At 69.1% G+C, this 24810-nt stretch carries 24 protein-coding genes; 14 read left to right on the top strand and 10 right to left on the bottom strand.

Going from position 1 to position 24810, the window contains the following annotated elements:
- The first annotated feature begins 81 nt into the window (after positions 1-81).
- Positions 82-1329 carry a GGDEF domain-containing protein gene (locus HRJ34_RS00785; protein WP_029995470.1) on the top strand — a complete coding sequence of 416 codons (1248 nt, stop codon included), beginning with the start codon at positions 82-84 and terminating at the stop codon, positions 1327-1329.
- Here HRJ34_RS00785 and ada read toward each other — a convergent pair.
- From ada to HRJ34_RS00770, 3 genes are all read right to left on the bottom strand, one after another.
- Entirely contained in the window at positions 1307-2356 is a 1050-nt protein-coding gene (gene ada, locus HRJ34_RS00780) for a bifunctional DNA-binding transcriptional regulator/O6-methylguanine-DNA methyltransferase Ada (protein WP_041379568.1), read from the bottom strand. The genes HRJ34_RS00785 and ada overlap by 23 nt on opposite strands.
- A 95-nt stretch (positions 2357-2451) precedes the next feature.
- A complete protein-coding gene (locus tag HRJ34_RS00775) occupies positions 2452-2727 on the bottom strand; it encodes a hypothetical protein (RefSeq protein WP_011951972.1) in 276 nt (91 codons plus the stop codon).
- Between the two features lie 32 nt (positions 2728-2759).
- Positions 2760-3281 (bottom strand): hypothetical protein, encoded by a 522-nt coding sequence (locus HRJ34_RS00770; RefSeq protein ID WP_011951973.1) that lies wholly within the window; start codon positions 3279-3281, stop codon positions 2760-2762.
- A gap of 185 nt (positions 3282-3466) precedes the next feature.
- On the opposite strand from HRJ34_RS00770, the gene rpiB reads away from it, so the two are divergent.
- The 6 genes from rpiB to HRJ34_RS00740 all read left to right on the top strand — a co-directional run bounded on the left by rpiB (position 3467) and on the right by HRJ34_RS00740 (position 8589).
- Positions 3467-3925 carry a ribose 5-phosphate isomerase B gene (gene rpiB, locus HRJ34_RS00765; protein ID WP_011951974.1) on the top strand — a complete coding sequence of 153 codons (459 nt, stop codon included), beginning with the start codon at positions 3467-3469 and terminating at the stop codon, positions 3923-3925.
- The gene (gene glyA / locus HRJ34_RS00760) at positions 3922-5238 is read left to right on the top strand and encodes a serine hydroxymethyltransferase (RefSeq protein ID WP_011951975.1); all 1317 of its coding nucleotides are present in this window, start codon (positions 3922-3924) and stop codon (positions 5236-5238) included. The genes rpiB and glyA overlap by 4 nt, the downstream gene beginning before the upstream one ends.
- Positions 5239-5243: 5 nt before the next feature.
- Entirely contained in the window at positions 5244-5708 is a 465-nt protein-coding gene (gene nrdR / locus HRJ34_RS00755; protein WP_011951976.1) for a transcriptional regulator NrdR, read from the top strand.
- Positions 5705-6466, top strand: coding sequence for an RNA methyltransferase (locus HRJ34_RS00750; protein ID WP_208633091.1), 762 nt, complete (start codon positions 5705-5707; stop codon positions 6464-6466). Before nrdR ends, HRJ34_RS00750 begins: the two co-directional genes overlap by 4 nt.
- Before the next feature lie 150 nt (positions 6467-6616).
- Entirely contained in the window at positions 6617-7564 is a 948-nt protein-coding gene (locus HRJ34_RS29105; protein ID WP_011951978.1) for a PEPxxWA-CTERM sorting domain-containing protein, read from the top strand.
- Positions 7565-7566: 2 nt separating this feature from the next.
- A complete protein-coding gene (locus HRJ34_RS00740; RefSeq protein WP_208633090.1) occupies positions 7567-8589 on the top strand; it encodes a glycosyltransferase family protein in 1023 nt (340 codons plus the stop codon).
- On the opposite strand, the gene HRJ34_RS00735 is transcribed toward HRJ34_RS00740, so the two are convergent.
- Together HRJ34_RS00735 and HRJ34_RS00730 are read right to left on the bottom strand one after the other, a co-directional pair.
- The gene (locus tag HRJ34_RS00735) at positions 8564-10411 is read right to left on the bottom strand and encodes a hypothetical protein (RefSeq protein WP_208633089.1); all 1848 of its coding nucleotides are present in this window, start codon (positions 10409-10411) and stop codon (positions 8564-8566) included. The two genes, HRJ34_RS00740 and HRJ34_RS00735, sit on opposite strands and share 26 nt — an antisense overlap.
- Complete coding sequence (locus tag HRJ34_RS00730; protein ID WP_208633088.1) at positions 10404-11855, bottom strand: UbiA family prenyltransferase; 1452 nt, start codon at positions 11853-11855, stop codon at positions 10404-10406. The genes HRJ34_RS00735 and HRJ34_RS00730 overlap by 8 nt, the downstream gene beginning before the upstream one ends.
- A 176-nt stretch (positions 11856-12031) precedes the next feature.
- Here HRJ34_RS00730 and HRJ34_RS00725 point away from each other — a divergent pair, with 176 nt between their 5' ends.
- Entirely contained in the window at positions 12032-12946 is a 915-nt protein-coding gene (locus HRJ34_RS00725) for a sterol desaturase family protein (RefSeq protein WP_030091960.1), read from the top strand.
- On the opposite strand, the gene HRJ34_RS00720 is transcribed toward HRJ34_RS00725, so the two are convergent.
- The gene (locus HRJ34_RS00720) at positions 12877-13203 is read right to left on the bottom strand and encodes a chorismate mutase (protein ID WP_011951983.1); all 327 of its coding nucleotides are present in this window, start codon (positions 13201-13203) and stop codon (positions 12877-12879) included. The two genes, HRJ34_RS00725 and HRJ34_RS00720, sit on opposite strands and share 70 nt — an antisense overlap.
- A gap of 200 nt (positions 13204-13403) precedes the next feature.
- On the opposite strand from HRJ34_RS00720, the gene rpsD reads away from it, so the two are divergent.
- Complete coding sequence (gene rpsD, locus HRJ34_RS00715) at positions 13404-14018, top strand: 30S ribosomal protein S4 (protein WP_011951984.1); 615 nt, start codon at positions 13404-13406, stop codon at positions 14016-14018.
- 123 nt (positions 14019-14141) lie between these two features.
- Here rpsD and HRJ34_RS00710 read toward each other — a convergent pair whose 3' ends face one another.
- Together HRJ34_RS00710 and HRJ34_RS00705 are read right to left on the bottom strand one after the other, a co-directional pair.
- Positions 14142-15227, bottom strand: a complete 1086-nt coding sequence (locus HRJ34_RS00710) for an acyltransferase family protein (RefSeq protein WP_011951985.1) — start codon at positions 15225-15227, stop codon at positions 14142-14144.
- Between the two features lie 165 nt (positions 15228-15392).
- The gene (locus tag HRJ34_RS00705; RefSeq protein WP_011951986.1) at positions 15393-16025 is read right to left on the bottom strand and encodes a TetR/AcrR family transcriptional regulator; all 633 of its coding nucleotides are present in this window, start codon (positions 16023-16025) and stop codon (positions 15393-15395) included.
- Positions 16026-16116: 91 nt separating this feature from the next.
- Between HRJ34_RS00705 and HRJ34_RS00700 the strand changes: the two genes are divergently transcribed.
- The 3 genes from HRJ34_RS00700 to HRJ34_RS00690 are packed head-to-tail and all read left to right on the top strand — an operon-like array spanning position 16117 to position 20229.
- Positions 16117-17583, top strand: coding sequence for an efflux transporter outer membrane subunit (locus tag HRJ34_RS00700; protein ID WP_208633087.1), 1467 nt, complete (start codon positions 16117-16119; stop codon positions 17581-17583).
- Positions 17576-18700 (top strand): HlyD family secretion protein, encoded by a 1125-nt coding sequence (locus HRJ34_RS00695; RefSeq protein WP_016745496.1) that lies wholly within the window; start codon positions 17576-17578, stop codon positions 18698-18700. Before HRJ34_RS00700 ends, HRJ34_RS00695 begins: the two co-directional genes overlap by 8 nt.
- A 5-nt stretch (positions 18701-18705) precedes the next feature.
- On the top strand, positions 18706-20229 hold the full coding sequence (locus tag HRJ34_RS00690) for a DHA2 family efflux MFS transporter permease subunit (protein ID WP_208633086.1): 1524 nt from the start codon (positions 18706-18708) through the stop codon (positions 20227-20229).
- Positions 20230-20251: 22 nt separating this feature from the next.
- Here the strand turns inward: HRJ34_RS00690 and lon are convergent, their stop codons facing one another.
- Positions 20252-22657, bottom strand: a complete 2406-nt coding sequence (lon, locus tag HRJ34_RS00685) for an endopeptidase La (RefSeq protein WP_208633085.1) — start codon at positions 22655-22657, stop codon at positions 20252-20254.
- Positions 22654-23076, bottom strand: a complete 423-nt coding sequence (locus HRJ34_RS00680) for an Hsp20/alpha crystallin family protein (protein WP_029993632.1) — start codon at positions 23074-23076, stop codon at positions 22654-22656. The genes lon and HRJ34_RS00680 overlap by 4 nt, the downstream gene beginning before the upstream one ends.
- Before the next feature lie 256 nt (positions 23077-23332).
- On the opposite strand from HRJ34_RS00680, the gene HRJ34_RS29400 reads away from it, so the two are divergent.
- Together HRJ34_RS29400 and HRJ34_RS00675 are read left to right on the top strand one after the other, a co-directional pair.
- Positions 23333-23518: a carboxylesterase family protein gene (locus tag HRJ34_RS29400; RefSeq protein WP_264319415.1), complete on the top strand. Its 186-nt coding sequence runs from the start codon at positions 23333-23335 to the stop codon at positions 23516-23518.
- Positions 23515-24807, top strand: coding sequence for a carboxylesterase/lipase family protein (locus HRJ34_RS00675; RefSeq protein ID WP_264319414.1), 1293 nt, complete (start codon positions 23515-23517; stop codon positions 24805-24807). The genes HRJ34_RS29400 and HRJ34_RS00675 overlap by 4 nt, the downstream gene beginning before the upstream one ends.
- The last annotated feature ends 3 nt before the right edge of the window (positions 24808-24810 follow it).

Here is a 24810-nt window from a genome sequence, read left to right as displayed (position 1 = left end):
CCCTCTCGACGTCGAACGCCCAGGAGCCCATTAAGGGGAGACAGGGCGAAATGGGTTCCAAACCGGGGGTTTCTTCACAACATGTACGGCTTCTTCGCCTTGCTCGTGCACGGCCTGATCTATTCCGTCGTCATGGGCGCCGTTTTTCGGACGAGGCACAGCACCGGGCTCGGCGTCTTCTTCTGCCTGCTCGGCACGATGCACTTCCTCGAGACCTATCTGGCGGCGACCTTCTTCATCGAACTGCCCTTCGGCCTGATCTCCCCCGGCTCGACCGTGATGTTCACGGGCAAGCTCGCCTTCTTCCTGCTGCTCTACATCAAGGAGGATGCCGAGGTGATGCGGCAGCCGATCTACGGCCTGCTCGCCGGCAACGTCCTGATGATCGCGCTGGGCCTGATCCTGCGCCTCTACGGCCAGACCGCGAACCTGCCGGGCTATAATCCCGATTTCAACTTCGTCGACCAGATGGGCCTGCTCATGGTCGTCGGCTCGCTATTGCTGTTCATCGACCTGATCGCCCTCGTCATCATCTATGAGCGGCTCGGCCGGTCGATCGCGAGAACGGTTCCGATCCGGATGTTCATCAGCCTGGCGCTGGTCCTGAGCTTCGACCAGTTCTTCTTCTACCTCGGGCTCCATTTCCTCGCGGGGGTGCCGCCCTCCGCCTTCTACGGGGGATGGATCGCCAAGACCGCCGCGGCCGCCTTCTTCAGCCTGGTGATGACCGTCTATCTGCGCTTCTTCGAACGGCAGCCGCTACCCGCGCGGGCGCGCAGCGCGGTCGACGTGTTCGATCGGCTGACCTACCGGCATCGCTACGAAAGGCTGGTGGAGCGGGTCGGCAGGGATGCGCTGACCGGGCTTCTCGATCGCGGGCAGCTCGATGCGAAGGGAACCGCGATGCTGCAGGCGGCCTCCCGTTCGAACGCGTCGCTCAGCCTGATGATGATCGACATCGACCATTTCAAGTCGGTCAACGACAGCCACGGCCATGTCGTCGGCGACGGCGTGATCCGCACGATCGCCGAGACGATCGCCGCCGCGAAGGGCGAGGGCGCCGAGCTGTTCCGCTATGGCGGCGAGGAATTCGCCCTGCTGTGCCCGCTGACGCTCCCGGACGCCGTAGCGTCGGCCGAGCGGATCCGGGCGGCGGTGGCCGACAGCCGCCATCCGGAACTGGAACGGGCGATGACGGTCAGCATCGGCATCGCCGCCTTCCCGGCACATGCCAGGAGCTTCTGGCAACTGATCGAGAAGGCCGACGCCGCCCTCTATCAGGCGAAGGCGGCCGGCCGGAACAGGATCAGTCCCGCGCTTCCTTCCTGAGCAGGGCGCGCTTGCGTTCGACGCCCCAGCGATAGCCGCGATCCGAGCCGTCGCTGTGGACGACGCGGTGGCAGGGGATGGCGACCGCGATCTTGTTGGCGGCGCAGGCGGCAGCGACGGCGCGCGCCGCGCGCGGCTCCCCGATGGCGCGGGCGACGCCGGCATAGCTCAGCGTCTCGCCGGCCGGGATCGCCTGCAACGCCTGCCAGACGCGGCGCTGGAAGGCGGTGCCGCGGATGTCGAGCGGCAACGACAGTCCGCGCTCGGGCTCCTCGACCAGCGCCACCACGGCGGCGATCGTCGACTGGAAATCCTCGTCGGCCTCGATCGCCCGCGCATTGGGGAAGCGGCGGCCGAGATCGGCGACCAGCTCGGCATCGTCGTCGCCCAGCATGATCGAGCAGACGCCCCGCTCGCTCGCCGCCGCGAGCACCCGGCCGAGCGAGCTGTCGCCGATCCCGTAGCGGATGCCGGCCGCCGCCCCGCCCTTGCGATAGGCGCCGGGCAGCATGCCGAGCGCGCCGTCGGCCGCCGCGTAGAAGCGTCCGCTCGACCCGAAGCCGGCGTCGTAGAGCGCCTCGGTGACCTGCGCGCCCTTGCCCAGCGCCTCGCGCACCTTCCGCGCGCGATGGGCGTCGGCATAGCCCTTGGGCGTCAGGCCGGTGATCGCCTTGAACAGGCGATGGAAATGATGCGGGCTGAGCCGCGCGCCGTCGGCCAGTTCGCCCAGCGACAGCGGCTCCTCGGCCGCCTCGATCCGCCGGCAGGCCGCCGCGACGATCGCCGCCTGGCGCTCGGCGAGCGGCGGCTCGGTCGGGCGGCAGCGCTTGCACGGCCGGAACCCCGCCGCCTCCGCCGCCGCCGGATCGGCATGGAAGGCGACGTTGCGCGGATTGGGGGTGCGCGCCGGGCAGCTCGGCCGGCAATAGACGCCGGTCGTCGCCACCGAATAGACGAAGCTGCCGTCGGCCCCGGCATCGCGGGTGACCAGCTTCATCCAGCGCGGATCGTTGACGGTGGTGTCCATCAGCATCTCATGACCTTTCCCACATCATATGGTGGGATAATCATGGCGATGCCAGCGCGACGGCGCTTCCCGCCCCTTGCTTTCGTATCGGCTGTTCAGGCCGCGGCGCGCCGCTCGGCCTCATTCTCGGCAGCGGCGCGTTCGCAGTCCGGGCAGGGCCCGGCATGCGGATAGGCGGCGTCGGCCTCGTGCCAATGGCCGACCTGCGCCTCGAAGATGTCGATGCCCTCGCCATAGCCGAGGCCGCGCAGCACGTCGTTGGTCAGCAGGTCGATCGCGCGATGGGCGGCATGGCCGCGCATCGTCGCGACGATCTCGCGGGCGCGATCGGCGAACTCCTGGGCGGTCATCAGGGGCGCGGGCTTGGTCATGGCCGCGCCCCTAGCCCCGAAAACCGGCTATTTCAAGGCCGCGCGGCGGGCTCCGCGGTCGGTTGGGCCGCCGGTTGGGCGGCCGGGTTCTCGCCCGGCGGCGTCCCCGCATCGTCGCGGCAGAAGCCCTCGCCCTGCTGGATCATCAGGCAGTTGCTCTTGCCCGCCAGCCATTTGAGGCCGGTCTGGTCGCCGGTCGCGGCGCGGACGCTTTCGGGGCGGCCGTTGCGCGTGAAGCGGATCATGTCGCCGTCGGCGACGCCCTCATAGCTCTTGGTGCCGTCGAGCAGGGTCACGCTCAGCATGTAATGCCCGCGGTCGCCGGTCGGCTGGATGTCGAGGACCAGCCCCTCGACCCCGATCCACTTGCCGATCCAGCCATCGGTCGGCAGGCCGGAACTCGCCGCGTTGTCGGCGGCATCGATATCGTCGACCGCGTCGGCGGCGGCATTGTCGGCGACCATGGCGTTTTCGATGGGCTTGGCGTCCTCGCCGCGCGCACATGCCACCATCAGCAGCATCGCGGCCATGCCGGCACCGGTGCGGATCTTCATCGAACGTCTCCTCCTCGCCACGGAAATGCCCGTCGCATCAAGGATATCCGGCCGGTCGGGTCAACCCGAAAAGCTCCCCCGCCCCTGTCGCTGCGATCATGGAGGCGGCGCATGCGGCATTGCGGTATCGGCCCATCGCTCCTAGAGAGCGGCCAACAGCCGACTCGCCAGCATGGGAAATGGATATGGCCGAGACCATCGCCATCGCATCCGATCATGCCGCTTTCGACATGAAAGCCGCCCTCACCGAATGGCTGCGCGCCGAAGGCCATGAGGTCCTCGACCTCGGCCCCGACAGCGCCGCCTCCGTCGACTATCCGGACTATGGCTATCGCCTGGCCGAGGCGATCGCCGCGGGCGAGGCCGCGCGCGGGATCGCGCTGTGCGGGTCGGGGATCGGCATCTCGATCTCGGTCAACCGCCACCCCGCCGCCCGCTGCGCGCTGGTGAACGAGGTGCTGTCGGCCCGGCTGTGCCGCGAGCATAACGACGCCAACGTCATCGCGCTCGGCGCCCGGCTGATCGGCATCGAACAGGCCAAGGCCTGCGTCTCCGCCTTCCTCTCGACCGGCTTCGCGGGCGACCGCCACCAGCGCCGCGTCGACAAGCTATCCCACCCTCGCTTCCACAAGGAGCACGCATGAGCAGCAACCCCGCCGCCACCCTGTCCGACGTCCAGCCCGACGGCTTCTTCACGCGCGGCCTCGCCGATGCCGATCCGGCGGTGTTCGGCGGCCTGACCGAGGAAATCGCGCGCGAGAAGAAGCAGATCGAGCTGATCGCTTCGGAGAACATCGTCTCCAAGGCGGTGCTCGAGGCGCAGGGCTCGGTCTTCACCAACAAATATGCCGAGGGCTATCCGGGCAAGCGCTATTATCAGGGCTGCCACCCGTCCGACGTCGTCGAGCAGCTCGCGATCGACCGCGCCAAGCAGCTCTTCAACTGCGGCTTCGCCAACGTCCAGCCGCATTCGGGCGCGCAGGCGAACGGCGCGGTCATGCTGGCGCTGACCCAGCCCGGCGACACGATCATGGGCCTCAGCCTCGACGCCGGCGGCCACCTGACCCATGGCGCCAAGGCGGCGCTGTCGGGCAAGTGGTACAAGGCCGTCCAGTACGGCGTGCGCCCCGACGACCATCGCATCGACTTCGACCAGGTCGAGGCGCTGGCGCGCGAGCATAAGCCCAAGCTGATCATCACCGGCGGCTCGGCCTATCCGCGCCACATCGACTTCGCCCGCTTCCGCGCGATCGCGGACGAGGTCGGCGCGCTGTTCATGGTCGACATGGCGCACTTCGCCGGCCTCGTCGCGGGCGGCGTCCATCCGACCCCGTTCGGCCATGCCCATGTCGTCACCACGACGACCCACAAGACGCTGCGCGGCCCGCGCGGCGGCATGATCATGACCGACGACGAGGCGATCGCGAAGAAGATCAACTCGGCGGTGTTCCCCGGCCTCCAGGGCGGCCCGCTGATGCACGTCGTCGCCGCCAAGGCTGTCGCCTTCGGCGAGGCGCTGCGGCCCGAGTTCAAGGCCTATGCCGCCGCCGTGGTCGAGAACGCCAAGGTGCTGGCCGCCCGCCTGAAGGAGCGCGGCGCCGACCTCGTCTCGGGCGGCACCGACACCCATCTGGCGCTGGTCGACCTGCGTCCGATCGGCGTCACCGGCCGCGATGCCGACGAAGCGCTCGAGCGCGCCGGCATCACCTGCAACAAGAACGGCGTGCCGAACGATCCGCTGCCGCCGGTCAAGACCTCGGGCATCCGCGTCGGCTCGCCGGCCGGCACGACCCGCGGCTTCGGACCCGCGGAATTCCGCGAGATCGCCGACATGATCGCCGACGTGCTCGACGGCCTCGCCAAGAACGGCCCGGAAGGCAACGGCCAGACCGAGGCGCACGTCAAGGCGCGCGTCGAGGCGCTCTGCGACCGTTTCCCGATCTACCCGGAATTGTAAGCCGGATGCGCTGCCCCTTCTGCGCTCATGACGACAGCCAGGTGAAGGACAGCCGCCCCACCGACGACGGGGCGGCGATCCGGCGGCGGCGGCAATGCGAAGGGTGCGGCGCGCGCTTCACCACCTTCGAGCGGATCCAGCTCCGCGAGATGACGGTGGTGAAGAGCGACGGCCGGCGCGAGGTGTTCGACCGCTCGAAGCTCGAACGGTCGATCAGCGTCGCCTGCCGCAAGCGGCCGGTCGATCCCGCGCGGATCGAGCGGCTCGCGACCGCGATCCAGCGCCAGATCGAGACGAGCGGCGACAGCGAGATCCCCGCCGCCTCGGTCGGCGGCATGGTGATGGACGGGCTCAAGGCGCTCGACAGCGTCGCCTATATCCGCTTCGCGAGCGTCTATAAGGATTTCCGCGAAGCCAAGGACTTCGAGGATTTCGCCGGTGCCGTGAGCGAAGCCGGGCGGGACGGTTGACGACCGATATCCCCCGTCAGGATGAGCGGGCAGCGAGCGGGATCGCTCCGCCCCCCGTCATCGTCCTCGTGCGTCCGCAGCTCGGCGAGAATATCGGCAAGGCGGCGCGGGCGATGCTCAATTTCGGGCTGACCGAGATGCGGCTGGTCACCCCGCGCGACGGCTGGCCCAACCCGCAGGCCGGCCCGGCCGCCTCCGGCGCCGACATCGTCCTCGAAGGCGCCCGCGTGTTCGACAGCGTGGCGGAAGCGACCGCCGATTGCGCGCATGTCTACGCCACCACCGTCCGCAAGCGCGGCGTGACCAAGCCGGTGATGACGCCGGAGGAGGCCGCGCGCGGCATCCATGGAGAGCCCGGCCGCTCCGCCATCCTGTTCGGCCCCGAACGGTCCGGGCTGGAGACCGACGACGTCGCGGTCGCGCGGACGATCGTGACGGTTCCCATCAACCCGGAGTTCGGCAGCCTCAACCTCGCCCAGGCGGTGATCCTGGTCGCCTATGAATGGTCGAAGGGAATAGCGCTCGCCTCGCCGCCCGCGGTCGACCTCGACCCGCCGGCGCCACAGGTCGAGCTCGAGGGACTGATCGGTCATCTCGACCGGCTGCTCGCCGAATCGGGTTATTATTTTCCGCCCGATCGGGTGCCGGCGACGCGCCGGACGCTGCGCAGCCTGCTGACCAAGCCCGCCTGGAACGCGCAGGAAGTGCGGACGCTGCGAGGCGTCCTGAGCACGCTGGAGAAACCCCGGAGCCGGTAAAAGCGCTACGGACCGGGCACTTTCGTGACCATTACTATGGCTGGCACATTGTAAACTTGGTGTAAACCGCAAAATTCTGCGGAATCTTGTATTTAGCGCAAATTTATCGTACAGAAGCGACATGCGTACTGTGTCGGGGGACATTGAGTGATGCGTGTCAGGCTGCTTGCGCTGCTGACAGCTCTGTTTGGCTGCGTAACCGGGGGGGAGCTTCAGGCGACCAACCTGCTCGTCAACGGTGACTTCGAAATGGTCACCATGACCAATGGCAATGCACTGCATTCGACGATCTTCGGGCACGGGCTCGACAATGCCGCTGTCGGCCCGACGTTGAAGAACCTGCCGACCGTCACCGGCTGGACGACGCGCGGCTATAACTTCGTCTTCGTCGACAATCCCAGCTATAACGGGGGCTCTCCCGTCACGCAGACCGGGGCCGACGATTTCGGTAGCGGCGCCTGCCTGTACGGCAATTGCGATCCCGGCGCCCGGCTGTCGCTGTGGGGGCCGGACATCGGGACCAACAACGGCCTGACGAACAGCCCGACCGGCGGCAATTTCGTCGGCGCCGACGGCGCTTACGGCAATGCCCCGATCGAGCAGACCATATCGGGCCTCGAGGTCGGCAAGGTCTACAAGCTGACCTTCTGGTGGGCGGCCGCCCAGCAGACCACCTATGACGGCGCCACCCAGGACAGGTGGCAGGTCTGCTTCGGCGTGTGCGACTATTCGATCAGCCCCGATGCGCCGATCTTCCTCGATTATCGCGACGGGCATTCGACCTACAACCTCGCCCCCGGCGACCAGCTGCTGAGCACCGGGACGGTGAACAATGCGAGCCATGGCTTCGTGCCCTGGCAGTTCGAGACGATGTATTTCACCGCCAACGACACCACGCAGAAGCTGTCGTTGCTCGCCTATGGCCTGCCGACCGGGCAGCCGCCCTTCGCGCTGATCGACGGCCTGAACCTCGAGGCGATACCGGAACCGTCGACCTGGGCGATGATGCTGATCGGGTTCGGTCTGGTCGGCGGCATCATGCGCAGCAACCGGCGCTCGCCGGTCTGCCGCGAGGTGATCAGGGCCCAGATCGTCTGACGGTGGCGCCGGCCGCGACCGGGCCGGTGCGCTGCGGGCTGTGCAGCGCGCCCGTCGATCCCGATGGCTCCCGCTGCGGCGAATGCGGCCTGGCCTGGACGGGTCCCACGCCTCCCGCGCATGACGATCCCCGCTTCGCGGCGCTGGCCGCCTGCCGCCGCCTGCCCTTTCGAAACGGCCATGTCGACGTCGAGGGGCTGGCACTGGGCTTCGAGACGTTCCGTTCGCTGGCGAGCCGCTTCGACCGGACGGCGACGCTCGGGCCGCTGGCGAGGCGCCTGCTGGGCCACGTTCCGGTGCGCTTGTTGCGATCGACCGTCACCCTCGCGGATTTCGGAAAGGTCCGCTCGGCATCGGCCGACGTGGCGCTCGGCTGCATCGCCCGCGCGGCCGACCTGCCCGCGCTGGTCGAACTGGCCGCGAACCACGGCGCGGGCTTCGCCGCGATCGCGGTGATGGTCGACGGCGGCGACGACGATGCCGACAGGGTGCGGGCCGCGCTGGCGGCGATACCCGGCCTGCCCCGCCTGGCGATCGACGCGGCCCCTCTTGCCGGCGATTTCGGCGCCCAGCGGAACCGGGTGCAACGACTCGCCGGCACCCGCTGGGTCCTCCACCTCGACACCGACGAGGCCCCCGACCCGCGGCTCGCCGCCAATCTCGCCGCGATCGTCGCCGATGCCGATCGCCATGGAGACAAGGTGGTCGGCTTCGCCCGGCTGAACCTGGTCGATGCCCGGCCGTCGGCCTTCTACCCCGATACCCAGTACCGGCTGGTGCGGTCCGACGTCCGCTTCCACCGCAAGGTCCATGAGAGCCCCCTCCCCGGCCTCGACTGGCGCACCGTCCATCGCTCGCTCGGCGGCGGGCTGATCCACCGGCTGTCGCGCGAGCGGGTGCGCGCCCGCTCGATCCAATATGAGGCGATGGCCGAGGGCGCCGGCCACCCGCAGGACGAGCGCCTGCTGCTCGACGACTGGCCCGGCATCCCGGCCGACCTCATCGGCGCGCGGGAGCCCGGATAGCGGGCGCGCAGACCGCATAGCCGCCGTCGCGGTAGAGCGTGCGCGCGCCGCCGCAATCGCCGATATCCTCGGGCAGGACGACATAAGGGATATCGTTGGCGGCGGCATAGGCCAGGAACTGGCCGGCGTCGCGCAACCCCTCCACCGCCGCATATCGGGCCGACCAGCGCGGATAGAAGGCCGGTTCCCACATCACCACCGCCCCCTGCTTCCAGTCGACCCAGACGGGACGCAGGGCCTCGAGCTGGAAATCGTCGAACAGGTCGCGATGCGGCTTGTCGACCGGCACCAGGAAAGGGCCGGCGAGCGCGCTTCGGCGAACCCAGCCGGTCATCCGCTCGAATGGCGCCTCCACCGCGGAGCGCTGCGCCGCGCCGTCGATCCGCCATTTGACGAGGGTGGCGACGTTGAACAGCGCGAGTCCCGCGACCAGGGCCAGGGCGAGCGAGCGCCACCCGCGCAGCACGCACCCGCCGAGCGCGACGAGCAGCACCAGCCGCAGCAGGACGGTCGGCGACCAGGTCGCGGCGGCGGAGAATTGCACGACGAGGGTCAGGACGACGAGCGCGCCATAGCCGATCGCCAGCAGCGGCGCCGACAGGCCGGTCGCGCGGCGGCGGCCCAGCAGAATCGCGGCGAGCAGGAGATCGACCGCCAGGAGCTGGAACACCTGCCGGTCGGGATGGACCAGCTCGGCGAGGACAAGGCAGGCGGCGAGGCGTTGCCAGAGCTGCGGTTCGTCGTCGGCGAGCGTCCTGATCGCCGCCAGGATCACCAGCCCGAAGCCGACGAACTGGACGAAGCCGACCGATCGGATCGCGTTGAGGTTGAACAGCAGCTTGCTGTCGACCAGATAAGGGCCCGCCGCGCCGATGACGAACAGCAGCGCCCAGCCCGCCAGCACCAGCATCCAGAAGCGCGGCGCACGCGACAGCAGCGCCGCCAGCCCATAAGCGACGAGGATCAGGGCGAATTCGAGCAGCTCGGTGCCCGGCGCGGCGTCGATCAGCGAATGATCGGGGAAATAGAGCCGCAGATAGCCGGCATAGTCGAAGGGCGGCGCTCCCCTCGTCTCCAGCAGGGTCGACACCACCCAGACGATCACGGGCGACGCCGTGGCGAGGAAGATCAGCAGCGCCCCGCCGACCGCCGCCGGGCGGATCGGCGCGATCGGCGCGAGCCGGGCGAGGACGGCGGGAACCGGCCAGCCGCGGACCGAGGTCAGCACCGGCAGCGCGATCGCCGCGAGCAGCCACAGCCCGACGAAGAAGTTGAGGCAGAAGGTCAAGCCGCAGAGCAGGCCGGCAAGGCCGAGGCGCCGGTGCTGGACGGCGACCAGCGCGCCGAGCAGCGGCCCCCAGCTCAGTTCCGAATGGGTGAAATAGCCGATGAACAGGCCATGGCCGCCGATCACCGAGAGCTGCGCCAGCCAGGGCGTCGCCGCGACCACCGCCAGTGCCGCGCCCAACGCCCAGCGGCCGGATAGTCCATTCAGCCGGAAGAAGCCGAGCAGCGCCGCGAACGCCACCAGCCGGCCGAGCACGAGACCCGCCAGGAAGACGGCCCGGACATTGGCCTCGGTGCTGACCAGCCGCACCGCCGGCCAGGCGAGCGAGACGAATTTATCGAGCGACCGGTAGACCGGATCGTCGCGGAACTGCAGGAGGCTCGCATAGTCGAGCACATAGGGAATGTGGAAGACGTTGTTGTTGACGCCGAAGCGGAAGCCGGTCGCGGCCATCGACACCGCCGTCGCGCCGATCACGAGCGCGCAGAACAGCGCGCGGTCGATCCAGACCCCCGGCCCGGCGTCCTTATCCATGCAGCACCACGACATGCACGAAGCGGGCGGCGATCATCACCGCGATGATGCCGGCCAGCGCGATCCGGCTCCCGCGGTCCTTGAACGAATAGACGATCGGATCGTCATGCATCTCCCCGCGCGAGGTCTTCACCCACATCCGCCCGAGCCAGTAGATCAGCCCGAAGGCGGCGAGCCAGAGAAGCTCGGGGCTCGCATAGCGGCCGGCGGTCTCGGGCGAACTGATGAACAGGCCGAAGATCACCACCGAGCTGAGCGCGCTGCCGGCCCCGAGCGGCCACAGCACCGCCAGGTCGGTGGTGCGATAATCGCGGCCGCGCAGCCCGGCCCGGCCGCTGCCCTGCGCCACCAGCAATTCGGTGCAGCGCTTGATCAGGGCGAGGCTGAGGAACACGAACACCGAGAAAGCGAGCAGCCAGGAACTCAGCCGGACGTCGATCGCGACCGCGCCCGCCATGATCCGCCAGCTGTAGAGCAGCGACAGGGTGAGCACGTCGATCAGCACATATTGCTTGAGCGTCCAGCTATAGGCGCTGGTCAGCGCGAGATAGGACAGCAGCATCAGGACGAACGCCCAGGACACCGCCGTCGCGACCAGCACGCCGGCGACGAGGCCCGCGATCGCGAGCGCCACGCCGTGGAGCAGCGGCAGCCGTCCGCTCGCGAAGGGCCGCTCGCTCTTGCGCGGGTGGGCGCGGTCGTTCTCCAGGTCGACAATGTCGTTGAGGACATAGCTGGCCGAGGCGACCAGGCTGAAGGCGACGAAGGCCAGCAGCACGTCGATCGTCTTGCCGATATCGAGGAAGGAGAAGGCGGTCAGCAGCGGCACGAACAGCAGCGCGTTCTTGGTCCATTGATGCACCCGCAGCGCGCGCAGCCAGAGGCCGAGACGTCCCTCGCCCGACCGGAATTCGCGCTCGATCGGCACGGCGGCGCGGAGCCTGCGCAGTTCGCCGGCCGGCACGTCGACCGCGATCGCGGCGGCCGATCCCGCCCATACCTGCATGTCGGGGCCGCCATTGCCGACATAGGCGAAGCGGTCGCCGATCGCGGCGCGGATCGCCGCCAGCTTCGCGCGCCCCTTCATGTTCTCGCCGTCCGCCGTCGAGATCAGCAGGTCGAACAGGCCGAGATGGCGCTGGACCTGCTCGGCGATGCTGCCGTGCGCGGCGGTCGCGAGGATGATCCTGCGCCCCTGCGCCTTCTGCTCGCGCAGCCAGGCGAGCAGCGGCTGGTTGTACGGCAGGGCCGCGCCGTCGACGGTGACGTGGCGCGCGACGGCGCGCTTGAAGTCCGCCCGGCCGCCGAACAGCCACAGGATCAGCCTGAACAGGTTCAGCGGCGATCGCCTGAGGAGGAGGACGATCGACTCGACCAGCGTGTCGGCCGGCGTCAGCGTGCCGTCGAGGTCGACGACCAGCGGCAGCGCGTCCCCGTCAGCCATCACGATGGCCGCACCCGTCGGCCGTTCCGGACCTGATCATATCCCCCCGATCGACGATCGCCGCCAATCACCCTTCGATCGCCCGATTTGGCCGGGATTGCAAGGTTCGCGACGACCGCGCGGACCCGCGCCGCCAAATTGAAATCACCCCCCTTTCCTGCCATAGGGAAGGCGAGATGCTGACATTGTTCGAGAGCCTTCCCCTGCTCGGCAGGGTGGTGGTCAGCCAGATCATCTGGCTCTTCCTGTTCACCGCCCTGTTCGTTCCGCTCGAACGGCTGGCCGGCGTCCATCGCCAACCGACCCGGCGGCCGCAGATGCTCGTCGATATCGGCTATTTCTTCCTGTCGGGCCTGATCCCCGTCTTCATTCTGTCGATGCCGCTGGGGGCGATCACCGCGCTGTCCCGTCAGGCGCTGCCGGAAAGCTACCACCTCTGGATCACAGGCCTGCCGGTCGCGGTCCAGGTCGGGCTCGCGATCCTGATCGGCGAGTTCGGCTTCTACTGGGGCCACCGGATCATGCACCAGGTGCCCTGGCTGTGGCGCTTCCACGCCATCCACCACGAGCCGGTGCGGATGGACTGGCTGGTCAACACCCGCGCCCATCCGGTCGACCTCGTCTTCACCCGCATGTTCGGCCTCAGCCTGGTCTACATCGCCGGGCTCGGCACGCCCGGATCGGGATCGGGCAGCATCATCCCCCTCGTCGTCCTGTTCGTCGGGACCTTCTGGGGATTCTTCATCCATTCCAACCTGAACGTCCGGCTGGGCTTGCTCGAGCATGTCCTGTCGTCGCCGCGCTTCCATCATTGGCACCATTCGCGGGTCGACCATGTCAACCGGAACTATGCGTCGACGCTGCCGCTCTACGACCGGCTGTTCGGCACCCATCATCTTCCCAGGCAATGGCCGCCGAGCTACGGCATCGCGCCGGAAAACCGGCCGGAGGTGCTGATCGCCGCGCAATATGGCGAGGCGGACGAAGCGCCGCCCGCTCCCGTCAGGGACGCGGCGCCCGCTCAGGAAGGATCGCGGGCGTCGAACACGTCGAATTCGTGCGCGATCGATCCCTCGACCAGCATGTCGTAGAGCCGATAGGCCAGCTTCGGCGGAAAGCCGCGATCATTGGCGACCTTGACGGCATGGGCGACGACCTCGGCCTTGCGCACCTCGTCGCGGACGGTGTCGCGGGCGGGCTTGATGCGCGCCGCCGCCTCGATATAGCGCATCCGCTCGGCCAGCAGGCTGACGATCAGCGTGTCGAGGCCGTCGATCGCGGCGCGGACCTGCGCCATGTCGGTGCATTCGGCGGCGGGGACGGCTTTGCTTGCGGTGATGTCGGTCATGCGGGCGGCCTTAGCCGAGGGACGCGGGCTTGACTATCCGCCTCTTCGCGGCCATAGGCGCGCCTTCGCAATCGGCCCCGCACCCCGGTGAAGCGGTGGCCCTGCCGGCCTTTTGAGGTCCGGCAGCGCGAAATACCGGGATCGACCCCGCCCCGCTCCGGCGACGGCGGGCAACGTTGTAGCGATTGAAGGAAGACATCATGTCGAAGCGCACCAGCGCCAAGTACAAGCTCGACCGCCGCATGGGCGAGAACATCTGGGGTCGCCCGAAGAGCCCGGTCAACAAGCGTGAATATGGCCCCGGCCAGCACGGCCAGCGCCGCAAGGGCAAGATGTCCGACTACGGCATCCAGCTCAAGGCGAAGCAGAAGCTCAAGGGCTATTACGGCGACGTCACCGAGAAGCAGTTCAAGCGGAACTACACCGAAGCGTCGCGGATGAAGGGCGACACCTCGCAGAACCTGATCGGCCTGCTCGAGCGCCGTCTCGACGCGGTCGTCTACCGCGCCAAGTTCGCGCCGACGATCTTCGCCGCGCGCCAGCTCGTCAGCCACGGCCACATCCGCGTCAACGGCGTGAAGTGCAACATCGCGTCGCGTCAGGTGAAGCCGGGCGACGAGATCTCGCTGGGCTCGAAGGCGCAGGAAATGGCGCTGGTGCTCGAGGCGCAGGGCCTGTCGGAGCGCGACGTCCCCGAATATATCGCCCAGGACGGCGGCGCGAAGGTCACCTTCGTCCGCGTGCCGACCCTCGACGAAGTCCCCTATCCGGTGAAGATGGAACCGAACCTGGTCGTCGAGTTCTACTCGCGCTGATCGGTTTCCCCCGACGGGAACGAGCGAAGGGCGGCCCCACGGCCGCCCTTTTCTTTTGGGGGTCGCCAATCCTCCCATGGTCATCCCGGCACAGGCCGCGATGACGGGGACAAACGCCCCGCGCTACGCCCCGATCAGGTAGCGGCTCCGCCGCTGGCCGGCGATCAGCTGGACGAGCGCGCACATGCCGATCGACAGCGCCGTCACCACGACGATCTTCGCGAGCAGATAGCCGATCCTCGCAGCGAGCGTGTTCCCGACCAGCGCGAGCAGCGCGGCGTCGCCATAGGCCAGCCGCAGCAGGTTGATCGCATAGCCGTGCAGGAAATAGATCGGGAAGGCGAGGACGGCGATCTTCCTGAGGGCATCGCCGAACAGCACGCCTTCGCCCTGATCGTCGAAGAACCGTATCAGCAGGATGACCAGGCACACCTTCTGTATCCACAGCAGGTGAACGTCGAAGCGGCTCCAGAAGAAATAGGCCGTCGATATGGTCGTGACCAGGAAGAGGCAGACCAGCGTCGGGAGGCGTCCGACCCGATAGCCGTTCCCCACATAATAATTACTGAAGCACATGCCGATCAGGTAGGACGGCAGGATGAATATCGCCTTCCCGAGGGTCGAATAGACGCCATAGAGGCTGTCCCGGCCAAGCAGGATCGCGGCGACGGCCGACAGCGGAATAGCCCAGGCGTAGAGGTTCCTGCGGTCGACGAACCGGAAGCATGCCGACAGCAGGATGAACAGGCTGATCGCCGGAATATACCAGAGATAGGCGATATGCTTGCCCGTGATCAGGAAGACCGCCACCTCCGCGGTCAGCGGCATCTCATAGACCCAGGGCCAGACGTCGGCCCGCCTGTGGACGAAGAAGATGACGAACAGGATGGGCGCGGAGACGACCAGATAGGCGCTCCATATCCGGGTGATCCGCTTCGTGACATAATGGCTGATCGGCTGGTCGGACTGGCGGGTGATATAGTTGAACATGAAGCCGGATATGAACACCAGCATCACGGTGCTGCTCCGGAAGAACAGCGGCATCAGGCCTGTCTCGGCCTCGGTCCACGGTATGTCGGGCCAGCAATGCGTGGCGACGATCAGCAGGATGCCCGCCGCGCGCGCCAGGTCGATCGACAACAGATAGCGCCGTCCGTCCGGCCGCTCCGCCGCATGCCCGAAGGCATGTCCCCCCAGATCGAGTTTCATTCACCCCCCTCATGCCCGCGCGGCGCGCGCCTGCGCACCCGCGAGCACAGGACGATCGCCGCCATCAGCCCCGGCGACGATCGTCCTGCTTGCCCCTGCGGAAATCGATACGCGACTATCGGCCGTCAGGAAATAGCCGCGAAGAGATCCGGCCCGCGCCGGCTTTCAGGGGGCGTAGGCGCGGAGAAGAAAATCGACGGCGGTGTCGGCGGTGGCCGCGATCCGCGCGGCGTCGACCCGGTCGATCCGCCCCAGCAGCACCTGCTGATGATCGCCCTGCAGGCACAGGGCCAGCAGCAGCTTCGCCACCTTCCGGGGATCGTCCGGCCGCAGCTTGCCGCGCGCCATGCCGAGCTCGATGAAATCACCCAGCAGCCGGATCATCGTGTTCGGCCCACGCTGGTAGAACATCTCGCCGATCTCCGGCACGCGCCCCGCCTCCGCCACGATCAGGCGATGGAGCGCGATGGCCTCGGGGCTCGTCACCTTTTCGAGGAAATGGCGGCAGAAGCTGCGGAGCGTCGTTTCGAGGTCCGCCTCCGGAACCAGCACCGAGATGATCCGCTCCCGGAAATGGGCGGTCGCGCGGTCGAGCACCGCCTCGAACAGCGCTTCCTTGGACGGGAAATAGCTCCACAGCGTCGCCTTGGAGCCGCCGATCGTCGCCGCGATCCCCGACATCGTCGTCGCCGCATAGCCATGCTGCAGGAAATAGGCATGCGCGACGCCGATGATCGCTTCGCGGCGATCGAGCCGCTTCGTCTCGCGGCGGCCGGGCCTGGTCCTCTCGCAGGTCATCTCAATGCCGTACTATATGGTACGGTTTTACATTGACAAGAGGTAAAGCCCGTCGCACATCGGCCGACGATACCAGATAGTACGGTCTCCAATGCCCCTGAGTCGCGCGCCTTTCCTTCGCCCTGCCGCCGTGGTCGGCCTTCCGATCGCGCTGGCCGCCTGCGCATCGATACCCGATCTCGGCGCCCGGCCGGAGCTGCGCACGCCCGCGAGCGTCGCCGCCGGCCAGAGCCTGGGCGGGCGGACCGACGCCGACTGGCCCGCCGACGGCTGGTGGCAGGCCTATGGCGACCCGCAGCTCGCCGGGCTGATCGAGGAAGGGCTGCGCGAATCCCCCGACGCCGCCGCTGCCGCCGCGCGCTTCCGCCAGGCGCGGGGCATGGCGCAGGCGGCCGGCGCGCCGCTGCTGCCCTCGGTCGGCGCCGGCGCCAGCGCGGGCCTGGAGAAGCAGAGCTACAATGTCGGCATCCCCGCGCAGTTCGTGCCCAAGGGATGGCAGGACGTCGGGCAGGCCTCGATCGACCTGTCGTTCGACCTCGACCTGTGGGGCCGCAACCGCGCGGCGCTCGCCGCCGCCACCTCCGAGGCCGAGGCGGCACGGATCGAGCAGGACCAGGCGCGGCTCATGCTCGCGACCGGGATCGCCTCGGCCTATGCCGACCTCGCCCGGCTTCATGCCGAGCGCGACGTGCTGGCGGCGGCGGTCGAGCTGCGCGCCGCCACGCGCAAGCTGGTCGGCGACCGGGTCCGCAACGGCCTCGACACGCGCGCCGAGCTGAAGCAGGCCGACGCGGCGGTGCCGGCAGCCCGTGCCGACCTCGCCGCCGCCGACGAGGCGATCGCGCTGGTCCGCAACCAGATCGCCGCGCTGGTCGGCGCCGGGCCCGATCGCGGCCTGGGCATCGCCCGGCCCGCGCTCGCGGCGCTCCACCCGCCGGGCCTGCCGGCGCAGGTGACCACCGAGCTGATCGGCCGCCGCCCCGACATCGCCGCCGCGCGGGCGCAGGCCGAGGCCGCCGCGAGCCGGATCAAGGTCGCGCGGGCCGACTTCTTCCCCGCCATCCGGCTCGGCGCGCTGGTCGGTGTCCGCTCGCTCGGCCTCGACCAGCTGACCGACAGCGGATCGACCTATGGCAACGTCACCCCGGCGGTCAGCCTGCCGATCTTTCGCGGCGGGGCGCTGAGCGGCCAGTATCGCGGCGCGCGCGGCCGCTATGACGAGGCGGTGGCGCTCTACAACCGGGCGGTGATCACCGCCTATCGCGAGGTCGCCGACGCGGTGACCAGCCAGCGCGCCGCCACCGACCGGCTCGCCCAGTCGCGCCAGGCGCTGGCCGATTCCGAAGAGGCCTATGCGATCGCCCGCAAACGCTATGAAGGCGGCCTGTCCACCTATCTCAACGTGCTGAGCTCCGAAGAGAAGCTGCTGCAGGCGCGCCGCGCGGTCGCCGATCTCGATGCCCGGATGTTCGCGCTGGACGTCGCCCTCGTCCGCGCCCTCGGCGGCGGTTTCACCGCCGCGTCCCCTGCCCTCGCCAAGGACGATTCCCATGGCTGACGCCGATCCCCCGAAGACCAGCGCCGATCCCGTCGAGGACAGCGAGAGCGAGGCCCGCCGCGAAGCCCGCCTCCGGGCGCGCAAGACCTGGCTGATCCGCTTCGCGATCGGGCTGGCGGTCGTCGCCCTGCTGTTCGGCGCCTGGTACCTGCTGATCGGACGCAACCATGTCAGCACCGACAACGCCTATGTGAATGCGGAGGTGGCGCAGGTCACGCCGCTGATCTCGGCCCAGGCGGTCGAGGTGCGGGTCAGCGACACCCAGGCGGTGAAGCGCGGCGACATCCTCGTCCGCCTCGACGACAGCAACATGCGGATCGCGCTCGCCCAGGCGGAGGCCGATCTGGCGCGGGCCCGGCGGATGTTCCGCCAGGGGACCGCCACCAGCGCCGCGCTGGCGGCGCAGGTCAGCGCGCGCGAGGCCGACATCGCCACCGCCCAGTCGGATTACGACAAGGCGCGCATCGACCTCGACCGCCGCCTCGCGCTCCAGCCATCGGGCGCGGTGTCGGGCGACGAGCTGACCGCCGCGCGCAACGCCTTCAACGCCGCCCGCGGCAAGCTCGCCCAGGCCCGCGCCAACCAGGGCGCCGCCGCCGGCGAACTGGCCGCGAACCAGGCGCTGGTCGCCGGATCGACGGTCGAGACCGACCCGATGGTGCTCGCCGCCAAGGCCAAGCTCGCCGCCGCCCAACTCGACTTCGAGCGCGCCGTGATCCGCGCGCCGATCGACGGCGTCGTCACGCGCCGCCAGGTCCAGGTCGGCCAGCGGGTGACGCAAGGGTCCCCGATCATGATGATCGTCCCGGTGTCGCAGGTCTATGTCGATGCCAATTTCAAGGAACGGCAGCTCCGCCGGGTGAAGCCCGGCCAGTCGGCCAAGGTCACCGCCGACCTCTATGGCGGCGGCGTCGTCTACCACGGCAAGGTGGTCGGCTTCTCGGGCGGCACCGGATCGGCCTTCGCGCTGATCCCGGCACAGAACGCCACCGGCAACTGGATCAAGGTGGTCCAGCGCCTGCCGGTCCGCATCGAGCTCGATCCAAGCCAGCTGACCGAGCATCCGCTGCGCGTCGGCCTGTCGATGGAAGTCGATATCGACGTCTCCGGCGACTGACGGCGATGGCCGAGCCCGCCTTCCACGAACTCGTCACCGGCCGGCGGCGCTTCGTCGCGGGGATCGCGCTGGCGTCGGTCAACCTGATGGTCGTGCTCGACATGACCATCGCCAACGTCTCGGTCCCGCATATCTCCGGCAATCTCGGCATCTCGCCGAACCAGGGCACCTGGGTGATCACCTCCTATGCGGTGGCGGAGGCGATCTGCGTGCCGCTGACCGGCTGGCTGGCGCAGCGCTTCGGATCGGTCCGGGTCTTCATCCTCAGCATCCTCGGCTTCGGCCTGTTCTCGGTGCTGTGCGGCCTGTCGACGACGCTCGGCATGCTGGTCGCCTGCCGCATCGGCCAGGGCCTGTCCGGCGGGCCGCTGATCCCGCTCACCCAGACGCTGCTGATGCGCATCTTCCCACCCGACAAGCGCGCCCGCGCGATGGGGATGTGGGCGATGACGACGCTGGTCGGCCCGGCGCTGGGACCGATCCTGGGCGGCTGGATCAGCGACAATTGGAACTGGCACTGGATCTTCTTCATCAACGTGCCGGTGGTGCTGTTCAGCGCCGGCGTGAGCTATTCCTTCCTCCGCGTCATCGAGACGCCGATGGAGAAGCTGCCGATCGACCGCATCGGCCTGGCGCTGATGATCCTGTGGATCGGCGCGCTCCAGATCATGCTCGACATCGGCCGCGAGCATGACTGGTTCGCCGACACGACCGTGCTGGGGCTCGCGCTGTTCGCCGCGATCATGTTCGTCGTCTTCGTGATCTGGGAGCTGACCGAGGAGCATCCGATCGTCGACCTGCGCGTCTTCCGCCATCGCGGCTTCACGATCAGCGCGCTGACCATCGCCTTCGGCTTCGGCACCTATTTCGCCGGCATCGTCGTGATCCCGCAATGGATGCAGATCACGCTGGGCTTCACCGCCACCTGGGCGGGCATCGCGACCGCCTTCACCGGCATGGCGGGGCTGTTCGTCGGACGGCTGGCGCCGATCCTGATCACCAGGATCGACCCGCGCATCGTCCTGTCCGGCGCGCTGCTCTGGGCGGGCGGCGCCACGCTGCTGCGCACCAACTGGACGAGCGGCTCCGACTTCTGGACGCTCGGCCTGCCGCAGTTCATCATGGGCCTGGGCATGCCCTTCTTCTTCGTGACGGCGACGTCGATGTCGCTGAGCGCGGTGCCGCCCAAGGAGCTCGCCTCGGCGGCGGGGCTCCAGAACTTCCTGCGGATCATGGGGGTCGCGGTATCGACCTCGGTGGTCATGACCTATTGGAACGACCAGGCGCGCGTCGCCGGGAGCGAGCTGGCCGGCCGGCTCAATCCCGACGGCCCGGGCGGCACGATCGCCGGCTTCTCGGTCGAGCAATCGCGCGCGCTGATGGCGCAGCTCGTCGACCGCGAGGCGCTGACCATCGCGACCGACAAGATATTCCTGATCGCCGGGCTGCTGATGTGGCTGATCGCCGCCTTCGTCTGGCTGGCGCCGAAGCCCAAGCGCATGGCCGATCCGATGGCCGGCGGGCACTGACCGCCGGCCATCGGCCCGGACATCAGGACGCCGCCGCCGTCCCGGGCAGCGGATCGAGCCCGTGCTCGAGCGCGTCCTCGACCGTCTCCAGCCAGACGAACTCCAGCTTCTCGCGCGCATTGGCGGGGATGTCGTCATAGTCGCGGCGGTTGCGCGCCGGCAGCATGACGCGGGTGACCCCGGCGCCGGCCGCCGCGACCACCTTCTCCTTGATCCCGCCGACCGGCAGCACCAGCCCGCGCAGCGAGATCTCGCCCGTCATCGCGGTGTCGCTGCGCACCGTCCGGCCGGTCAGCAGCGAGGTCAGCGCCAGGTACATGGCGACGCCCGCGCTCGGCCCGTCCTTGGGCGTGGCGCCGGCGGGCACATGGACATGGATGTCGCTGCGCTCGAACGAGGCCGTGTCGATGCCCAGCGTCGCCGCGCGGCTCTTGACCAGGCTGAGCGCGGCCTGCGCGCTCTCCTTCATCACGTCGCCAAGCTGGCCGGTCAGGATCAGCCGCCCGTTGCCGGGCATCTTCGTCGCCTCGATGAACAATATGCTGCCGCCCACCGGGGTCCAGGCGAGCCCGGTCGACACGCCCGGCACGCTGGTGCGCTGCACCGTCTCGTCCTCGAAGATGCGGCCGCCGAGCACCTCGGTCACGTCCGCCTCGCCGATCGCGACATGCGTCGCGCTGCCCTCCGCGATGCGGACCGCCGCGTGGCGGATCACCTTGCCGATCTCGCGCTCGAGGTTCCGGACGCCGGCCTCACGCGTGTAGTAGCTGATGATCGCCTTGAGCGCGGCGTCGTCGATCTCGACCTGCACCTCGGACACGCCGTTCGCCCCGAGCTGGCGGCCGACCAGGTAGCGGCGGGCGATGTGGAGCTTCTCCTCCTCGGTATAGCCGGGGAGCGAGATCACCTCCATGCGGTCGCGCAGCGGCCCGGGGATGGTGTCGAGCATGTTCGCCGTGGCGATGAACAGGACTCGGCTGAGGTCGAACGGCACGCCGAGATAATTGTCGCGGAACGTCCCGTTCTGCTCGGGATCGAGCACCTCCAGCATCGCCGCCGACGGATCGCCCTGGATGCCGCGGCCGAGCTTGTCGATCTCGTCGAGCATCATCACGCAGTCGCGGGTGCCCGCCTTGCGGATCGCCTGGATGATGTTGCCCGGCAGCGCGCCGATATAGGTGCGCCGGTGGCCGCGTATCTCCGCCTCGTCATGGACGCCGCCCAGGCTGACGCGGACGAACTCGCGCCCCATCGCCTTGGCGATCGACTGGCCGAGCGAGGTCTTGCCGACGCCCGGGGGGCCGGCGAAGCACAGGATCGGCGCCTTGCCCTCGGGCGCGAGCTTGCGGACCGCGAGATATTCGATGATCCGCGTCTTGATCTTCTCCAGCCCATAATGGTCGGCGTCGAGCTGGGCCCGCGCCTGGGCGATGTCGATCTCCTTATGCTCGGGCAGCATCCACGGCAGCTCGGTCAGCCAGTCGAGATAGGTGCGGATGATGCCGTGCTCGGCCGCGCCGTCGGGCATGCGCTCCAGCCGGCGCAGCTCCTTGGTCGCCTGCTTCTCGACCTCCTCGGGCATGCCGGCCTTGGCGATCGCCTCCCTGAGCTCGGCGATCTCGGCCGAATTGCCGTCGTCCTCGCCGAGCTGGCGCTGGATCTCGGCCATCTGCTCGCGCAGCAGATGCTCGCGCTGGCGGGTGCCCAGCTTCTCCTGCACGCCCTTGCCGATCTCGGCCGACAGGCGCAGCACCTCCAGCCGCTGGGCGAGCAGCGCCATCACCTTGTCGAGGCGCGGCTGGAGCGCGATCGTCTCCAATATGCCCTGCTTGTCGTCGGCGCCGATGTCGAGATAGGCGGCGGTCAGGTCGGCGAGCGCGCCCGGCGCCGCGATCGTGCGGATCGCGTCGGCCAGGCCCTGCGGCGCCTGCGGCAGCAGGCTCACCGTCTCCAGCGCCTGGTTGCGCAGGTTGATGAAGCGCGCCTCGACCTCGGTGCCCTCGGGCGCGGGCTCCTCGATCCGCTCGATCCGGGCGACCAGGAACGGCCAGCCGTCGAGGAATTCGACGACACGGAAGCGCGACTCGCCCTGGACGATCAGATGATGGGTCTCGTCGGGCCCGGTGATGTAGCGCAGCACATTGGCGATCGTGCCGGTGCGGTGCATGTCGAGCGGGCCGGGCTCCTTCGCCTCGGCGTCGCGCTGGGTGAGGACGCCGACCGGCCGGCTCTCGCGCACCGCCGCCTGCGCGGCGTTGATCGAGACGGGGCGGCCGATGGCGAGCGGCATCACCACCTCGGGGAACATCACGAAGTTGCGCACCGGCACGATGATCATCGCGTCGGCGGGCAGTTCGGGCAGGTGGGGGCCCGTCGCCGCAGGCGCCTCGCCGGTGTCGATCGTCTTGCTGTCGGCCAGGTCGGTCATCGCCGCGGCCCTCCATTCACCTTGTTCAACGTCACGAGCAGGCATCCGTTGACGCCCGCGCGGCGAACCGAATCATAGCGCCCCGCCGGCAATGGCAGGCGCCGTTCGAAATGCCCCTGCGGCAATTCGAGCCGATGGATCCTCGCGGTCCGCAGCTCGGGCGGCAGGATGCGATAGCCGCGCACGACCAGCACGCCGTCCTCGATGAACGCCTCGGTCTGGTCGAGATCGACCCCCGGCAGCGCGACGAGGACGAGCAGTTCATGCTCGGTCTCCAGCATGTCGGCGGGCGGTTCCCAGGCGGGGGTGCCGCCGCTCGCGCGCGACGGGGCGAAGGCCCGCTGGTGCAGGCGCTGCACCCGGTCGATCAGGTCGACGGCCTCGGCCCACATCCAGTCCCGTGATCGGCCAGAATTCATGTGACGTCCTCTCTCGGCGGCCGGGGATGGCGCCGTCGGGCGCCGGCCGCTTCCCTTTATAAGGAAAGCCGAAGGCCCGATTTCAAGCGGTGCCCGAAACGAGCCCGGCCTCCCGACCTTCCCGACGCCGGGCGGCGGCCGAAGTTCCCGCCGGCGCGACGATCGCATCGGCAAAAGCGCACCCGTGTGATGCAATGCCGGGCGAACTGACGCGTATATGGGTTTAGACGGGACGGAAGATGGACAGGAGACCGTGATGGCCGACGCAATCGCCGACACGACCGCAGGGACGGTCCGTGGCATCAGCGAGGGAGGCGTCCGCCGTTTCCTGGGCATCCCCTATGCCGCCGTCCCGGTCCGCGCGCGCCGCTTCGCGCCCGAACCGGCCGAGCCGTGGAGGTGCGACGCCACCCGCCCCGGCCCCCAACGCCCCAGCGGGTGAAGGACTTCCCCGGCCTCGACGTCGCGCCCCTGATCGGCACCGGCTGGGTCCATGGCGACGAATATCTCTCCGCCAATGTCTGGGCGCCCGATGGCGGCGGCGGCGGGCGGCCGGTGATGGTCTGGATCCACGGCGGCGGCTTCGTGATCGGCAGCAAGGACGCCGCGGTCAGCGACGGCAGCGCCTTCGCCCGCGACGGCATCGTCTGCTTCGCGATCAACTATCGCCTCGGCGTCGACGGCTTCCTGCCGATCCCCGGCGTGCCGACCAACCTCGGCCTGCGCGACATCATCGCGGCGCTGCGCTGGGTGCGCGCCAACGCCGCGGCGTTCGGCGGCGATCCCGACGCCATCACCGTCTTCGGCGAGTCGGCGGGCGCGATGGCGATCGCGAACCTGATCGCCTCGCCGCTGGCCGAGGGGCTGTTCCGCCGCGCGATCATCCAGAGCGGCCACGCCGGCATGACCCGCGAGGTCGCGGTGATGCAGCGGCTCGTCAAGAAGCTTGCCAAGCTGCTGCGGATCAGCCCCGACAAGGCGGGGTTCGAAAGCGTCCCGCTCGACGCGCTGCTCGACGCGGTCGAAACGGTGTCGCAGCGAACCGCCAAGATCGACCTGCGCGACTCCGGCGGCCGCGAGCCGATGTTCGGGATCGGCCGCTTCACACCCGTCCATGGCGACGACGTGCTGCCGCTCCAGCCGCTCGACGCGCTGCGGCAGGGCGCGGGGGCCGGGGTCGAGGTGCTGATCGGCACCAATGCGGAGGAGATGAACCTCTACCTCGTCCCCACCGGCGTCCGCGACAAGATCGGCGGCCTGCTCGCCACCTTCCTGCTCAGCCGCTCGCAGCCGCAGGCGCGCAAGGTGCTCAAGGCCTATGGGCTGGGCCAGCGCGACATGCCGGCGGGCCAGGCGCTGACCGACGCGATGAACGACCTCGTCTTCCGCTGGCCGGCGCGCCGCTTCGCCGAGGAGCATCGGGGGCGCACCCATATGTACCAGTTCGACTGGCGCTCGCCCGCCTTCCGGGGCGAGCTTGGCGCCTGTCACGGGCTCGAACTGCCCTTCGTCTTCGACACGCTGGCGGCGACGACGGGGCCGCAGGGCATGGTGGGCGGGAATCCGCCGCAGGAGCTGGCCGATCACACCCATCGCATCTGGGCCGGCTTCGCGCGCGACGGCGGCCTGCCCTGGGCGCCGTTCGATCGCGACAAGCGGCTCGTCTATTCGCTGGTCGACGGGCTGGCGCGGCCCGAGCCGGTGATGCCCGCGCAGGCCTTCCTGCCCTGAGCA

Source organism: Rhizorhabdus wittichii, assembly GCF_017607425.1.
GTDB classification, from domain to species: Bacteria; Pseudomonadota; Alphaproteobacteria; order Sphingomonadales; family Sphingomonadaceae; genus Rhizorhabdus; species Rhizorhabdus wittichii.
The sequence above is the reverse complement of the archived record's forward strand: the minus strand, read 5'-3'. Positions and strand labels throughout refer to the sequence as shown.

Excerpts from the sequence above, each read along its gene's own strand:
- HRJ34_RS00710 (WP_011951985.1), bottom strand. The coding sequence starts at position 15,227 with ATGAAACTCGATCTGGGGGGACATGCCTTCGGGCATGCGGCGGAGCGG.
- HRJ34_RS29105 (WP_011951978.1), top strand. The coding sequence starts at position 6,617 with ATGCGTGTCAGGCTGCTTGCGCTGCTGACAGCTCTGTTTGGCTGCGTA.
- rpsD (WP_011951984.1), top strand. The coding sequence starts at position 13,404 with ATGTCGAAGCGCACCAGCGCCAAGTACAAGCTCGACCGCCGCATGGGC.
- HRJ34_RS00785 (WP_029995470.1), top strand. The coding sequence starts at position 82 with ATGTACGGCTTCTTCGCCTTGCTCGTGCACGGCCTGATCTATTCCGTC.
- ada (WP_041379568.1), bottom strand. The coding sequence starts at position 2,356 with ATGGACACCACCGTCAACGATCCGCGCTGGATGAAGCTGGTCACCCGC.
- rpiB (WP_011951974.1), top strand. The coding sequence starts at position 3,467 with ATGGCCGAGACCATCGCCATCGCATCCGATCATGCCGCTTTCGACATG.
- HRJ34_RS29400 (WP_264319415.1), top strand. The coding sequence starts at position 23,333 with ATGGCCGACGCAATCGCCGACACGACCGCAGGGACGGTCCGTGGCATC.
- glyA (WP_011951975.1), top strand. The coding sequence starts at position 3,922 with ATGAGCAGCAACCCCGCCGCCACCCTGTCCGACGTCCAGCCCGACGGC.
- HRJ34_RS00775 (WP_011951972.1), bottom strand. The coding sequence starts at position 2,727 with ATGACCAAGCCCGCGCCCCTGATGACCGCCCAGGAGTTCGCCGATCGC.
- nrdR (WP_011951976.1), top strand. The coding sequence starts at position 5,244 with ATGCGCTGCCCCTTCTGCGCTCATGACGACAGCCAGGTGAAGGACAGC.
- HRJ34_RS00735 (WP_208633089.1), bottom strand. The coding sequence starts at position 10,411 with ATGGATAAGGACGCCGGGCCGGGGGTCTGGATCGACCGCGCGCTGTTC.
- HRJ34_RS00700 (WP_208633087.1), top strand. The coding sequence starts at position 16,117 with ATGCCCCTGAGTCGCGCGCCTTTCCTTCGCCCTGCCGCCGTGGTCGGC.
- HRJ34_RS00770 (WP_011951973.1), bottom strand. The coding sequence starts at position 3,281 with ATGAAGATCCGCACCGGTGCCGGCATGGCCGCGATGCTGCTGATGGTG.
- HRJ34_RS00725 (WP_030091960.1), top strand. The coding sequence starts at position 12,032 with ATGCTGACATTGTTCGAGAGCCTTCCCCTGCTCGGCAGGGTGGTGGTC.
- HRJ34_RS00730 (WP_208633088.1), bottom strand. The coding sequence starts at position 11,855 with ATGGCTGACGGGGACGCGCTGCCGCTGGTCGTCGACCTCGACGGCACG.
- HRJ34_RS00695 (WP_016745496.1), top strand. The coding sequence starts at position 17,576 with ATGGCTGACGCCGATCCCCCGAAGACCAGCGCCGATCCCGTCGAGGAC.
- HRJ34_RS00690 (WP_208633086.1), top strand. The coding sequence starts at position 18,706 with ATGGCCGAGCCCGCCTTCCACGAACTCGTCACCGGCCGGCGGCGCTTC.
- HRJ34_RS00705 (WP_011951986.1), bottom strand. The coding sequence starts at position 16,025 with ATGACCTGCGAGAGGACCAGGCCCGGCCGCCGCGAGACGAAGCGGCTC.
- lon (WP_208633085.1), bottom strand. The coding sequence starts at position 22,657 with ATGACCGACCTGGCCGACAGCAAGACGATCGACACCGGCGAGGCGCCT.
- HRJ34_RS00680 (WP_029993632.1), bottom strand. The coding sequence starts at position 23,076 with ATGAATTCTGGCCGATCACGGGACTGGATGTGGGCCGAGGCCGTCGAC.
- HRJ34_RS00720 (WP_011951983.1), bottom strand. The coding sequence starts at position 13,203 with ATGACCGACATCACCGCAAGCAAAGCCGTCCCCGCCGCCGAATGCACC.